12 protein-coding genes and 2 tRNA genes are annotated in these 13,182 nt (G+C 67.8%); 11 read left to right on the top strand and 3 right to left on the bottom strand.

Features of this window, described 5'->3' with window-relative positions:
* The first annotated feature begins 34 nt into the window (after positions 1 to 34).
* A complete protein-coding gene (locus AC1D29_RS26890; RefSeq protein WP_477903329.1) occupies positions 35 to 256 on the top strand; it encodes a hypothetical protein in 222 nt (73 codons plus the stop codon).
* A 51-nt stretch (positions 257 to 307) separates the two neighbouring features.
* Here AC1D29_RS26890 and efp read toward each other — a convergent pair whose 3' ends face one another.
* Positions 308 to 862 carry an elongation factor P gene (efp, locus tag AC1D29_RS26885; RefSeq protein WP_477903327.1) on the bottom strand — a complete coding sequence of 185 codons (555 nt, stop codon included), beginning with the start codon at positions 860 to 862 and terminating at the stop codon, positions 308 to 310.
* Positions 863 to 960: 98 nt separating this feature from the next.
* A complete protein-coding gene (earP, locus tag AC1D29_RS26880) occupies positions 961 to 1,971 on the bottom strand; it encodes an elongation factor P maturation arginine rhamnosyltransferase EarP (RefSeq protein ID WP_477903325.1) in 1,011 nt (336 codons plus the stop codon).
* A 161-nt stretch (positions 1,972 to 2,132) separates the two neighbouring features.
* On the opposite strand from earP, the gene uvrC reads away from it, so the two are divergent.
* The 10 genes from uvrC to xopAW all read left to right on the top strand — a co-directional run bounded on the left by uvrC (position 2,133) and on the right by xopAW (position 12,068).
* Positions 2,133 to 4,004 carry an excinuclease ABC subunit UvrC gene (uvrC, locus tag AC1D29_RS26875; RefSeq protein WP_477903544.1) on the top strand — a complete coding sequence of 624 codons (1,872 nt, stop codon included), beginning with the start codon at positions 2,133 to 2,135 and terminating at the stop codon, positions 4,002 to 4,004.
* A 51-nt stretch (positions 4,005 to 4,055) separates the two neighbouring features.
* Positions 4,056 to 4,586, top strand: coding sequence for a hypothetical protein (locus AC1D29_RS26870; RefSeq protein ID WP_477903323.1), 531 nt, complete (start codon positions 4,056 to 4,058; stop codon positions 4,584 to 4,586).
* A gap of 146 nt (positions 4,587 to 4,732) precedes the next feature.
* Positions 4,733 to 5,299 carry a CDP-diacylglycerol--glycerol-3-phosphate 3-phosphatidyltransferase gene (pgsA, locus tag AC1D29_RS26865; protein WP_477903321.1) on the top strand — a complete coding sequence of 189 codons (567 nt, stop codon included), beginning with the start codon at positions 4,733 to 4,735 and terminating at the stop codon, positions 5,297 to 5,299.
* Positions 5,300 to 5,530: 231 nt separating this feature from the next.
* Complete coding sequence (locus tag AC1D29_RS26860) at positions 5,531 to 5,803, top strand: HU family DNA-binding protein (protein WP_056201680.1); 273 nt, start codon at positions 5,531 to 5,533, stop codon at positions 5,801 to 5,803.
* Between the two features lie 24 nt (positions 5,804 to 5,827).
* Positions 5,828 to 5,903 (top strand) — tRNA-Val (locus tag AC1D29_RS26855).
* 131 nt (positions 5,904 to 6,034) lie between these two features.
* Positions 6,035 to 7,948, top strand: a complete 1,914-nt coding sequence (locus AC1D29_RS26850) for a SurA N-terminal domain-containing protein (RefSeq protein WP_477903318.1) — start codon at positions 6,035 to 6,037, stop codon at positions 7,946 to 7,948.
* Positions 7,949 to 7,975: 27 nt separating this feature from the next.
* A tRNA-His gene (locus tag AC1D29_RS26845) sits at positions 7,976 to 8,051 on the top strand.
* 219 nt (positions 8,052 to 8,270) lie between these two features.
* Positions 8,271 to 8,786 carry an FxDxF family PEP-CTERM protein gene (locus AC1D29_RS26840; protein WP_477903316.1) on the top strand — a complete coding sequence of 172 codons (516 nt, stop codon included), beginning with the start codon at positions 8,271 to 8,273 and terminating at the stop codon, positions 8,784 to 8,786.
* 177 nt (positions 8,787 to 8,963) lie between these two features.
* Positions 8,964 to 11,204, top strand: coding sequence for an aminotransferase class V-fold PLP-dependent enzyme (locus tag AC1D29_RS26835; RefSeq protein WP_477903314.1), 2,241 nt, complete (start codon positions 8,964 to 8,966; stop codon positions 11,202 to 11,204).
* 168 nt (positions 11,205 to 11,372) lie between these two features.
* Complete coding sequence (gene xopAW / locus AC1D29_RS26830; RefSeq protein ID WP_477903312.1) at positions 11,373 to 12,068, top strand: XopAW family type III secretion system calcium-binding effector; 696 nt, start codon at positions 11,373 to 11,375, stop codon at positions 12,066 to 12,068.
* 6 nt (positions 12,069 to 12,074) lie between these two features.
* On the opposite strand, the gene AC1D29_RS26825 is transcribed toward xopAW, so the two are convergent.
* On the bottom strand, positions 12,075 to 13,154 hold the full coding sequence (locus tag AC1D29_RS26825; protein ID WP_477903310.1) for an NAD(P)/FAD-dependent oxidoreductase: 1,080 nt from the start codon (positions 13,152 to 13,154) through the stop codon (positions 12,075 to 12,077).
* Between the last annotated feature and the right edge of the window lie 28 nt (positions 13,155 to 13,182).

Genomic DNA, 13,182 nt, shown 5'->3' with positions numbered 1-13,182 from the left:
CTACAGTGGAGTCATCGTCAACACGAGGCCCACCATGCTGTCCACCACCCCGAATCTGGCTGACCCCTTCGCGATGCTGATCGCTCCCGAGCAGGTGATGAACGCCATCGAACGCTCGGACCGCCTCAGCCGCCTGCAGCGCCGCGTCTACCGCCCGCTGGACCGCCCCTGGATCCCGGTCAAGGCCACGGCCGATTTCGACAGCGAGATCGACGCCGAGCCGGAAGTGCCGGATCTGGCCGACGACGCCGAATAAGCAAAAAGCCCGCTGGTAGCGGGCTTTTTTGTTGGCGAGAGTCGGGAGCGCTCAGACGCGCTTGCGGTACTCGTGCGTGCGGGTGTCGATTTCGATCTTGTCGCCCTGGGCCACGAAGATGGGCACGGGGATTTCGAAACCGGTCGAGATCTTGGCAGGCTTGAGCACCTTGCCCGACGTGTCGCCCTTGACGGCCGGCTCGGTCCAGGTCACTTCGCGCACCAGCGAGGTGGGCAGTTCGACCGAGATGGCCTTGCCGTCGTAGAACACCACTTCGCAGGGCATCGCGTCTTCCAGGTACTGGATGGCGTCGCCCATGTTCTCGGCCTCGACCTCGAACTGGTTGTACTCGGCGTCCATGAACACGTACATCGGGTCAGCGAAGTAGGTGTAGGTGCACTCTTTCTTGTCCAGAATGATCTGGTCCATCTTGTCGTCGGCCTTGAAGACGACTTCGGTGCCCGAGCTGTTCAGCAGGCTCTTGAGCTTCATGCGCACGGTGGCGGCGTTGCGGCCACCGCGGCTGTATTCGGTCTTCAGCACGACCATCGGGTCCTTGCCGTGCATGATGACGTTGCCGGCGCGAATTTCTTGAGCGATCTTCATGGGTGTTGCTTGGGGTGTTGGGCTGGGCGGGAGCCAGCAAAAGCGCACCAGACTTCCCAGAACAATGTCCCCGGCGTGGCGCGGCAAAGCCCGTCATTCTAGCGGGAAACCCCCAGGAAACCGAACAGCTGGCTGACCAGATCGGGCTGTTGCGCCAAATGAGCACGCCAGTCCAGGGCATGGCCGGCGTCCGGCACCAGCAGCGCGGGCAGCGGCGCCAAGCCATTCCAGCCACGCCAGAACGCCGCCCAGCGCGTGGGCAATCGGGCCGCGACGATGAAGGCCTCCAGCTTGGCCGCATGGGCGCCATCGTCCTGCGGGTAAATCTGCCAGACGAAGGGCTTGGCGGCCCACTGGGCGCGCACGAACGAGTCCTCGCCGCGCACGAAGTTCAGGTCGCAGGCCCACAGCAGGCGGTCGTAGTCGTCCTGCGGCAGATAGGGCAGGGCGGTCACGCGCAGCCCCGGCCGTTCCGCGATCTGCGGCTGCAGCGGCCCCGGGCAGGCGAGCAGCAGCGTCGGCTGTGTCGCCAGCTCGTCGAGCAGGGCCGGCAGCCGGGCGTTGGCATAGGCAAACAGGCTGACGACACGCTCCTCGGGCCGTGGCGCCCAGCCGTGGCGGGCCAGCCAGCCCGGGCCGTCAAAGGTCAGGGCGCTCTGCAGCAACCCGGGCTCGCGCAGCAGGCCGCCGGTGCGCGGCGTGAAGCCGGGGTAGAAGAAACGCTTGGTCAGGCCGGTGCCGGGGCCGCTGAACTGCGGCGACGCCAGGCCGTGGCTGCGCTCGACGTAGCCCTCGGCGCTGAGGTATTCCAGGTTGATCCACTGCGGCGCAGACTGCCGGGCGGCCATGCGCGCAACGAAGCCGGGCGGCAGCTCGCAGCCAAAGGCTTCGATGACGACGTCGCCCGGCTGCACGTCCACATCCCCATCGGGCCAGGTGCGCACCGCGATGGCGGCCGGCCGTTGCGGCGCCATCCAGGCCAGTGCCGAGGCGTCGTCTATCCACAGCCGCACCTCATGGCCGCGCGCGGCCAGATCGCGTGCCAGGCGCCAGCAGACCCCCAGGTCGCCATGGTTGTCGATGACGCGGCAAAAGAGGTCCCAAAGCATGCGTTGATTGTCCCAGGCCAAAATCCGCCGCCATGTCGAGCACGACTCCTTCCAACACCGACCTCGGTGAACAGCAGCAAACCGAACGGGCCGCCGAGCGCGCCGTCATTGAAGCGGCGGAGCAGCAGCGCGCCGCCGAGGTGGAGGCCGCCGCGCGCGAGATGCGCGACAAGCTGCTGACCGAGGTCAACGCGCTGCCGGCGATGCCGGGCGTCTACCGCTACTTCGACGCCAAGGGCGAGGTGCTCTACGTCGGCAAGGCCAAGGACCTGAAGCGCCGCGTCAGCAGCTACTTCCAGAAGAACCACGGCGGCACGCGCATCGGCGTGATGGTCGGGCGCATCGCGCGGCTGGAGACCACGGTGGTACGCACCGAGGCCGAGGCGCTGCTGCTGGAAAACAACCTGATCAAGACGTTGAACCCGCGCTTCAACATCTTGTTCCGCGACGACAAGAGCTACCCCTACCTGAAGATCACCGCGCACGCCTGGCCGCGCATGGCCTATTACCGCGGTGCGGTGGACAAGCGGCACCAGTACTTCGGCCCCTTCCCGAGCGCCTGGGCGGTGAAGGAGTCCATCCAGCTGATGCAGAAGGTGTTCAAGCTTCGCACCTGCGAGGACAGTGTCTTCAACAACCGCAGCCGGCCGTGCCTGCTGCACCAGATCAAGCGCTGCTCGGGTCCCTGCGTGCCGGCCGGGCAGACCGAGGAATACGCGCGCGACGTGCGCAGTGCCGAGCGCTTCCTGCGCGGTGAGACCGACGAGGTGATGGCCGCGCTGCAGGAGCAGATGGCCGCCTACGCCGAGCGCTTCGAGTACGAGCTGGCGGCCGAGGTGCGCAACCAGATCCAGGCGCTGTCCAAGGTGTTGCAGCAGCAGGTCATCGAGGAAAGCAGCGCCACCGGCGGTGAGCGCGACGTCGACGTCCTGGCCGTCAAGGTGCAAGGTGGGCGCGCCTGCGTGAACCTGGCGATGGTGCGCGGTGGGCGCCACCTGGGCGACCGCGCCTTCTTCCCCAAGCATGTCGACGATGCGACCTCGCTGCGCTTGGACGATGACGAGGCCTTGTCGGCTGAGCGGCAGGTGCTGGAGGCCTTCATGGCCCAGCACTACCTGGCGTCGCCGGTGCCGGGCCTCATCGTCGTCAGCGATGCGGTGGACGCCGGCCTTGCCGAGGCCTTGGGCGTGCAGGCCGGCAGCCGCGTGACGGTGCAGGCCCAGCCGCGCGGCCAGCGGCGCATCTGGCAGGAGATGTGCATCAAGGGCGCCGAGCTGGCGCTGGCGCGGCTGCTGGCCGAGGAAGGCTCGCAGCAGGCCCGCACGCGGGCGCTGGTGGACGCGCTGGACCTGTCGCCGCCCGAGATCGACAAGTTCCGCGTCGAGTGCTTCGACATCAGCCACACGGCCGGCGAGGCGACGATGGCCAGCTGCGTCGTGTTCGAGAACCACCAGATGCAGAGCAGCCAGTACCGGCGCTACACCATCGAGGGCATCACCGGCGGCGACGACTACGCGGCCATGCGCCAGGTGTTGACGCGCCGCTACAGCAAGATGGCCGAGGCCGCGCAGCTGGGCACGGGCCGGCTGCCGGACCTCGTGCTGGTCGACGGCGGCCGCGGCCAGGTCAGCATGGCGCGCGAGGTTTTCGAGGAGCTGGGGCTGGACCTCAGCCTCATCGCCGGCGTCGAGAAAGGCGAGGGGCGCAAGGTCGGCCTGGAGGAACTGGTGTTTGCCGACGGCCGCGAGAAGGTCTACCTGGGCCGCGACTCCGCCGCGCTGATGCTGATCGCGCAGATCCGCGACGAGGCCCACCGCTTCGCCATCACCGGCATGCGCGCCAAGCGCGCGGCCACGCGCACCGGCGGCTCACGGCTGGAGGACGTGCCGGGCGTCGGCCCCAAGAAGCGCTCGCAGCTGCTGCAGCGCTTTGGCGGCGTGCGCGGCGTGGCTGGCGCCAGCGTCGATGAGCTGTGCAGCGTGAAAGGCATCTCGCGTGAGCTGGCCGAAGACATCTACCGCGCGTTGCACTGACGCAAGATAGGGCCCACAACAATGCCTCATCGAGGAGAGAGGAGACCGGCCATGGCCATCGTCAACCGTTTCATGCGTGCCGCGAAGTGGCTGATCGCGCCCCTGCTGGTGGGCTGCGGCGCGGCACCTCGTGCCCCTTCCCCTGCGCCAACGCCAGCTCCGACGCCGGCACCCGTCATTGCCGCAGCGCCCGTCACGCTGGCGCCGCCGCCCGGCGTGGCCTTACCCAAACCCCCAGGCATGCCGGCGCCCAAGCCGGTGCGCACGCATGAGGAACTGCGCCGCCAGGCCGCGGAGCGCCTCGTCATGGCCAACCCGGAGCGCAGCTACATGACGCCCGCGCCCTCGCACCTGCTGACCGTCATCGTCGTGGACGTGGAGGTCAAGGCGGACGGCAGCGTGCGCAAGATCAACATCGTCCGCCCGCCCCGGTACGGCCCCGAGACGCTGCAGATGGCCATAGACGCCATCCACCGCGCCGCGCCCTTCGGCGACGTGCGCCGCATGCCCGAGCCCTGGAAGTTCACCGAGACCTTCCTTTTCGACGAGGACCGGCGCTTCAAGCCGCGTAGCCTGGACTGACGGCTTGCCGCCACAGTGCCGGCGCACCGCGCCGGGGCGGACCTTGGGCTTGGGCACAATGCAGGAATGCTGGCCCCCTCGCTCACTTTGATCGTTGCCCCCCGAGGGGGCGTCAGTGCCCTCCGGGCGGCCGCGCGGGCACCGAAATGTTCCTGACGCTGCCGACTCTGCTGACCTGGGCCCGCATCGTGGCCATCCCGCTGATCGTCGGCGTGTTCTACCTGGACCTGGCACCGGTCCACCAGAACCTGTTCGCGACGGTGCTCTTCATCGTCGTCGCGCTGACCGACTGGCTGGACGGCTACCTGGCCCGCAAGCTCAACCAGACCTCGTCCTTCGGCGCTTTCCTGGACCCGGTGGCCGACAAGTTCCTCGTCTGCTCGGCGCTGCTGATCCTGCTGGAGCTGGGCCGCGTCAACGCCTTCGTCGCGCTGGTCATCGTCGGCCGCGAGATCGCCATCTCGGCGCTGCGGGAATGGATGGCCCAGATCGGCGCGTCACGCAGCGTCGCCGTGCACATGGTGGGCAAGCTGAAGACCACCGTGCAGATGGTGGCCATCCCCTTCCTGCTGTTCGATGGCCGGCTCTTCGGCCTCATCCCGACGCGGCTCTGGGGCACCTGGCTGATTTACGCGGCCGTCGTGCTGACCATCTGGTCGATGGTCTATTACCTGCAGAAGGCCTTGCCCGAGATTCGCGCCAAGGCGCGCTAAGACGCCGTCGCAGACAAGACCGGACAGGGAGTTGTATCGGGACTTTTCCCGCCCCGAATCCCGTCAGGCGCGCGTCTAGAATCCTCTTCCCGCGCGAGCTCTGGCCGTTGACATCACGGCCTCATCCGGGCTGACGCAGTACGCGGGATCGCCATTCGCATCGCAGTTCTGCACCTCGGCCACGGGTGCAGGGCCCAACAGTCCGCTGAATCGTCCAATGTGGGGGCACGAGTGAACAAGTCAGAATTGATCGAGCACATCGCCAAGCAGGCCGACATTTCCAAGGCTGCCGCGGGCCGCGCGCTCGAAGCCGTGATTGGCGGCGTCAAGACGACGCTGAAGAAGAATGGCACCGTGTCGCTGGTGGGCTTCGGCACCTTCAGCATCACCAAGCGCGCCGCGCGCGCCGGGCGCAACCCGCGCACCGGCGATACGATCAAGATCAAGTCGGCCAAGGTGCCCAAGTTCAAACCCGGCAAGGCGCTCAAAGACGCCGTGAACTGAACCCTCGCCGGACCCGGTTTTCCCGGGCGCTTAGCTCAGTTGGTAGAGCACCTCCCTTACACGGAGATTGTCGGCGGTTCGAGCCCGTCAGCGCCCACCACCCGACCCCTCGGACGGCACCCGCCGTCCCGCACTTAGAATGCGGCTCCCCTCGAAGGCGAACCTCGGTTCGCCTTCGTCGCATTTGATTTGCGTTTGACTCGTCGCGTCCGACCCTCAAGGCTTTCCGAGATGTTTGAATTTGTCCGCGCCCACACGCGCCTGTTCCAGTTCATCCTGTTGTTGCTGATCCTGCCGTCCTTCGCCTTCGTCGGCATGCAGGGCTACACCAGCATGATGGGTGGCGCCAATGCCGGTGTCGCCACCGTCGATGGCCGCAAGATCACCCAGGCCGAATGGGACTTTGCCCAGCGCGAGCAGGCCGAACGCATCCGCCGTCAGAGCCCCGGCGTCGACGCCAAGCTGCTGGACACGCCGGAAGTCAAGCGCCAGGCCCTCGAAGGCCTGGTCACCGAGCGCACGCTGCAGTCCGCGGCCACGCACCAGCACTTCACGCCCAGCGCCGAGGCCGTCGCGGCCCGTTTCTGGGCCGACCCGCAGTTCGCCTTCCTACGCAACCCCGACGGCACGGTCAACAAGGCCTTGCTGGCGGCTCAGGGCATGACGCCGTCGAGCTTCCTGGAGCGGCTGCGCCAGGACTACGCCATCCGCCAGGTCACCAACCCGGTTGAAAGCTCGGTCACGGTTGGTGCCAGTGCGCCCAAGCTGGCCTTCGACGCGTTGCTGCAGCAACGCGAGGTGCAATTGCAGCGCTTCGACATCAAGGAATTCGCCGCCAAGGTCAGTGCCAGCGACGCCGACATCGACGCCTTCTACAAGGAACCGGCCAACGCCGCCAAGTTCCAGCTGTCCGAGTCCGCGCAGATCCAGTACGTGGTGCTCGACCTCGAGGCGTTGAAGAAGGACGTCAAGTTCAGCGACGAGGACCTGCAGAACTACTACAAGGAAAACGCGTCGCGCTACGGCGTGCCGGAAGAGCGCCGCGCCAGCCACATCCTGATCAAGGCGGAGCGCAGCGCACCGGCCGAGGAACGTGCCAAAGCCAAGGCCAAGGCCGAAGAAATCCTGGCCCAGGTTCGCAAGAACCCAGCCTCCTTCGCCGAACTGGCCAAGAAGAACTCGCAGGACGAGGGCTCGGCTGCGAACGGCGGCGACCTCGACTTCTTCGCGCGCGGCGCGATGGTCAAGGAGTTCGACGCAGCGGCGTACGCGATGAAGTCCGGCGAGATCAGCAATCTGGTCGAGACCGAGTTCGGCTATCACATCATTCAGCTGACCGGCACCCGCGGCGGCGAGAAGAAGCCCTTCGAGGCCGTGCGTGCCGAGGTCGAGGCCGAAGTGCGCAAGCAGCTCGCGCAGCGTCGTTACGCCGAGGCCGCCGAGCAGTTCGGCAACCTGGTCTACGAGCAGTCCGACAGCCTGCAGCCGGTGGCCGACAAGCTCAAGCTGCAGATCCAAACCGCCACGGTGCAGCGCCAGCCCCAGGCGGGTGCCCTTGGCCCGCTGGCTGCACCGAAGCTGCTGGACGCCGTCTTCGGCGCCGATGCGCTGCGCAACAAGCGCAACACCGAAGCCGTCGAGACCGGCCCGAGCCAGCTGGTGTCGGCCCGGGTCGTGCAACACAACCCGGCGCGTGTGCCGCCGCTGGCCGACGTGAAGGACAAGGTGCGCGAGCAATTGATCCACAAGCTTGCCACGGCCGAAGCCAAGAAGGCCGGCGAGGCCCGCCTCGCCGCGTTGAAGGCCAATGCCGCCGACACCGCCGGCCTGGACGCTGCCGTCAGCGTGTCGCGCGCCAAACCGCAAGGCCTGTCGCGCGCGCAGCTCGAAGCCGTGTTGGGCGCCGATGCCGCCAAACTGCCGGCCGCCGTGGGCATTGCCGCGGAAGACGGCGGTTACGTCGTCGTGCGCATCAACCAGCTGCAGCCGCGCGACGCCGCCGTCATCGACGACAAGCGTGCCGCCCAGCAATACGCCAGCGCCTGGGCCCGCGCCGAGGGCCAGGCCTATCTGGCCGCGCTGAAATCCCAGTACAAGGCCGTCATCAAGGTCGCCGCCCCGGCGTCGGCTGCCAGCGCGCCCTGATTTTCGGTTATACTTTTTGGCTCTGCGGTGGCTGTAGCTCAGTTGGTAGAGTCCAGGATTGTGATTCCTGTTGTCGCGGGTTCGAGTCCCGTCAGCCACCCCAAGTAAATGAAGGACTTAGAAGCGAAAGCCTCTAGGTCCTTTTTGCTTTTGGCTGCGCTTAGACGTCATTCACGACGCGAAAGCTCATGTCCTTGGTGTCGAAACTCTTTACATACACGGAAGCTACCGGGTGGGTCGCGCCGATAAGTGGCTGATTTGCAAGGGTTTTCGAGCACGGTATGAGATTTGCAGGAGGCTTGCTTTCACCAAGGAGAGAGGTATGAAGATGAAGGCAGTCGTTTTGGCATCGGCACTCGCGCTGGGCAGCTTTGCTGCAAACGCCCTTACGGCGTCTCTGGGTACGTTGACCCCGCTCATCACGAGCAGCGGTGCGATCTCGTTCGGCGGTTTGATCAATGACAACTACACGTTCACGCTGAGCAGTAATTCCTGGCTGCAGAGCAACGTGACCACGAGCCTGGGCAGCGCGGCGATCAATCCCGCGACCTACGGTATCTACACGGCCGGCCTCAACAACATCGTTGGCGATGCCGACGACGTCGCCGTCTTCCCGACGTCGTACAACTTCTCCGGTACGTCGGTGACGCATCTCGACACCCTGGCAGCAGGCAACTACTACTTCAAGGTCTTTGCTCTGGCTGCAGGCCCGGCTGGTTACTCAATCTCGGCCTCTGCCACGGCCGTGCCGGTTCCTGAACCCGAAACCTACGCCATGCTGGCCGCGGGCCTGGGCATGATCGGTTTCATCGCCGCGCGCCGTCGTCGCGACATTTGAATCACGGCTGATTCCGGATCGCCTTCGCGGTGATTCGGCCAGTCCAGGGCCCGCAGGCGAAAGCCTGCGGGCCTTTCTTCATTTGTTGGCGATGCGAACGCCCTCAGCTGCTTGTGGCGGGCTTCGCAGCGTCGTCGTGCCCGTTTGGCCAGGTCGGCCGCTCTAACATTGGCGCCCATGGAAATCTATCTCGACGCGAATGCCACGACGCCGGTGCTGCCGCAGGCCCGCGAGGCCGCGATGGCCGCGATGGCGGAGGACTTCGGCAACCCCAGCAGCATCCACAGCACCGGGCTGAAGGCCCGGGCGCTGATGGACGGTGTCAGGGCCCGCGCGCGGCGCGTGCTGGGTGCGGGCACGGGCAAGCTGCTTTTCCTGAGTGGCGCGACCGAAGGCATACAGACGGCCGTGCTGTCGGCGTTGAGCGCGCTGCGCCATGCGACGGTCAAGCCAGAGCTGCTGCTCTACGGCGCGACCGAGCACAAGGCCGTGCCGGAAGCGCTGAAGCACTGGAATGCGCTGCTCGGCCTGAACCTGCAGCTGCTGGCCATTCCCGTCGGCCGTGACGGCCGCCATGACCTGGCCTGGCTGCGTGAGCATGCGCCACGCGCCGGCCTCGTCTGCACGATGGCGGCGAACAACGAAACCGGCGTCATCAGCGACCTGGACGGCATTGCAGCCGCGTTGACCGGCAGCGCCGCGCTGTGGATGGTGGACGGCGTACAGGCCCTCGGCAAGCTGCCGCTGCGTCTGGCCGAGCGTCGCGTCGACTACGCGCCGTTCTCCGGCCACAAGCTCTACGCGCCCAAGGGCATCGGCCTTCTCTACGTGCGCGAAGGTGCGCCGTTCACGCCGCTGCTGGCCGGCGGCGGCCAGGAGGGCGCGCTGCGTTCGGGCACCGAGAACATGTCGGGCATCGCCGCGCTGGGCGCCGTGCTGGCTGCGCTGGAGGAGGGCCGCGTCTTCCGCGACGCCGCGACGCTGGTCGACTACCGCGACCGTCTTGCCGACGCGCTGCGGCAGGCCTTCCCCGGCCTGGTCTTCAACGCGCCGCTGGACGTCTGCCTGCCGACGACGCTGAACTTCGCCGTGCCGGGCATCAGCTCCAAGCTGCTGCTGGACTTGTTCGACGCCGCCGAGCTGCGCGTCAGCGGCGGCTCGGCCTGCAGTGCGGCCAAGGCGGCGCCCAGTTATGTGCTCGAAGCCATGGGTCTGCCGGCCTGGCAGACAGCCTCGGCGGTGCGGCTGTCCTTCGGCCCGGTGGCCGACCGTGCATTCATCGACGAGGCCTGTGCGCGCATCCGCATCTGCGGCGAGTCGCTGCGTGAAAGCTGCCTGGACCCGAGTGCTCCGGGTCAGGCCTTGCCGGCCGACGGGCTGACGCGCTTCATCGTCGATGGTGCCTGCTGCTACCTGCTGGCCGACGCTGCCAGCCGCCGCGCCGTCGTGGTGGACCCGCTGCCCGAGCTGACCGAACGGCTCGCCCAGTGGCTGGGCTGTCAGGGCTATCGGCTCGCGGCCGTTCTGGACACGCACAGCCATGGCGACCATGCCTCGTCGGCACCCGAGCTGCTGGCCGCCGTCCAGCAGCCGCGAGGTGATGTGGATGCGCTCGGCTGGCCACGCGACACCGAGGCTGTCGAGCTGGGGGCTCTTCGGCTGACCCGCCTCGCCATCCCCGGCCACACGCAGGACTCGACGGCCTATCTGCTGCACGATGCACAAGGACTGCGGCTGGCCTTTGTCGGCGACACGGTGATGCCTGGCGCTTTGGGCCGCAGCGACTTCGAGCAGAGCGCGCCGCTGGACTACGGCAGCTCGCTGGCCCGCCTGGAGCAGGCCGTCGGCCCGCACACGCTGCTGCTGCCGGGGCATGACTACGACGACCGCTTCGCCAGCACGCTGGCCGTCGAATGCGCGGCCCAGCCGCTGTTGGCCGACGTGCTCACCGGTCGCGTCGACGCGACCGGTTTCGCAACCGCCAAGGCCCAGCTGGAGCAGGGCCTGGCGTTGACCGAGTACCAGACCGTTGCCTGCGGTGCGCGTGTCGACAGCGGCTGCGCACTGGTGTCCAGCGAACTGAGCCTCGCTGCGCTGAACGGCTTGGTGGCCGGTCACTCGGGCGTGCTGCTCGTCGACGTGCGCGAGCCCTACGAGCAACGCCTCGGCCAGGCCCCGGAGCTGGGTGCCGCCGTGCGCCGCGAGGCCGTGCCGCTGTCCGGGCTGCCCAACGCGCTGACCCGTTGGCTGGCGTTGCCGGCAGAGACGCCCGTCGTCTTCTTCTGCCGTAGCGGCAACCGCAGCGCGCAGGCCGCGCAGGCGCTGCGTCGCCTGGGCCATGAACAGGCCTGGAGCCTGAGCGGCGGGCTGGCACTGTGGCCTCGGTCCATGGCCGCCGACGCCGCGTTGGCCATCTAGATCGCCGCAGACAGGCCGCGATCCCCTGCCAGTTCGCGGCATCGAAACCCGCTTTGTGTCCACTTCGATACACAGCGCATACGGACGGCTTACTCGCCCTCGGAAGAATGAATTCACCCCGCAACCAGCCGGTTCGCGGGGCACTCAACGTCTTCTGAAGGAGTAGCCATGAGCACGATCAGCGGCCTGGGCGGTGGCAACCGGTCCTGGCAAAACGCCCAAAGCACCACAAGCGCGCAGAACGGCCAGAGCCGCAAGGCCGAGCATGAAGCCCGCATGTTCGCCAAGGTGGACAGCGACGGCAGCGGCGGCGTGGACGCGGCGGAACTCGCCGCGATGCTGGAGCACACCGGCCAGTCCGCCGACAGCGCCGAGCTGTTCAAGCAGATGGACGGCAACGGTGACGGCAGCCTGTCCAGCGACGAGTTGAGCCACGGCGTGCACGACCTGATGCCGCCGCCGGCCTCGACGCTGGACTTTGCACAGTCGCGCGGCGCAGCGAACGATGACGCGGCCTTCGAGCAGCTCGATGCCGACGGCGACGGGCAGTTGTCGCGCGCCGAGTTCAAGGCAGGCAGGCCCTCGGGGCCGCCGCCTGGAGGCATGCCACCGGCCGCCGCGTCCAGCACCGAGACGGGTGCGACGTCCACGGACTACGACCCGCTGGATGTGAACCAGGACGGCACGGTCTCCCAGCTCGAAAAGCTGGCGGGCGAGTTGAAGGAGCTGGCGAAAGCGGGTTCGGAGGACGGCGCGCAAGGACTGAACGCCGACATCGCCGCGCTGGCGCAGAAGCTCTACGACCAGATCAGCAGGAACTGGCTGCAGCCCGAGGCTACCAGCCTGGTCAGCACGACGGCCTGAGCCTGCTCAGAGCAGGCTGGCGACGTGCTCGGCCAGCGCGAGTGAGGCCGTCAGCCCGGGGGATTCGATGCCGAACAGGTTGACGAGGCCGGGCGTGGCGTCGATGCGGAAGTCCGCCGCCGGCTCACCCGGGCCGCTGAGCTTGGGCCGGATGCCGCTGTACGCCGGCTGCAGCGCGCCCGGCTGTAGCCCTGGCCAGTAGCCGCGCACCTCGGCTTCGAAGGCAGGCGCCAGCGCGGGGTCGACTGCGTAGTCGAGCGCGGTCGGTTCCGTGTCCTGCAGCCATTGCACATCCGGCCCGAAGCGCGCCTGGCCGCCCAGGTCCAACGTCAGGTGCACGCCCAGCCCGCCATCCACCGGCAAGGGATAAATCAGCCGCGTGAATGGCGTGCGGCCGGCCAGCGAGAAGTAGTGGCCGCGCGCAAAGCGCAACCGGGGCGCCGTCGTGCCCAGCGACATGGCCACCTGCGCGGCGAACAAGCCAGCCGCATTGACGACGCAGCGTGCACCCAGCTCGAAGCCGTCACCGACGCGCAGCCGCCAGCCATCGCCATCGCGTGCGCCACCCGTCACGGGGCTGGCCAACGCCAGCGTCGCGCCGGCGTTCTCGGCGTCGGCCAGCAGCGCCGTCATCAGGCCATGGCTGTCGACGATGCCGCTCGACGGCGACAGCAGCGCGCCGGCGGCCTGCAGCGCCGGCTCCAGCGCATGCACCTCGGCTGCGCTCAACAGCCGCAAGTCGTCGACGCCGTTGGCCGCGCCGCTCACGGCGAGCTGCTGCAGCCGCGGCAGGTCTTGCGCCCGCGTCGCGACCACCAGCTTGCCGCAGCGACGGTGCGCGATGCCACGCGCCGCGCAGTAGTCGTAGAGCAAGGCCTTGCCGCGTACGCACAGCCGCGCCTTCAGGCTGCCAGCGGGGTAGTAAAGGCCGGCATGGATGACCTCGCTGTTGCGCGAGGAGATGCCGGTGCCAAACGCGCCGGCAGCTTCGATGACGACGACCTCGCGTCCGCGCCGGCTCAGCTCGCGCGCCATCGCGAGGCCCACGACGCCGGCACCGATGACGGCGACTTCAATCTGCTCCATGCGTGGAGGTTAGGGCATCGCTCTTTGC

The organism is Roseateles sp. P1_C6 (assembly GCF_056406315.1).
Note: the sequence above shows the minus strand (reverse complement) of the source record. Positions and strands in the feature narration are given on the sequence as shown.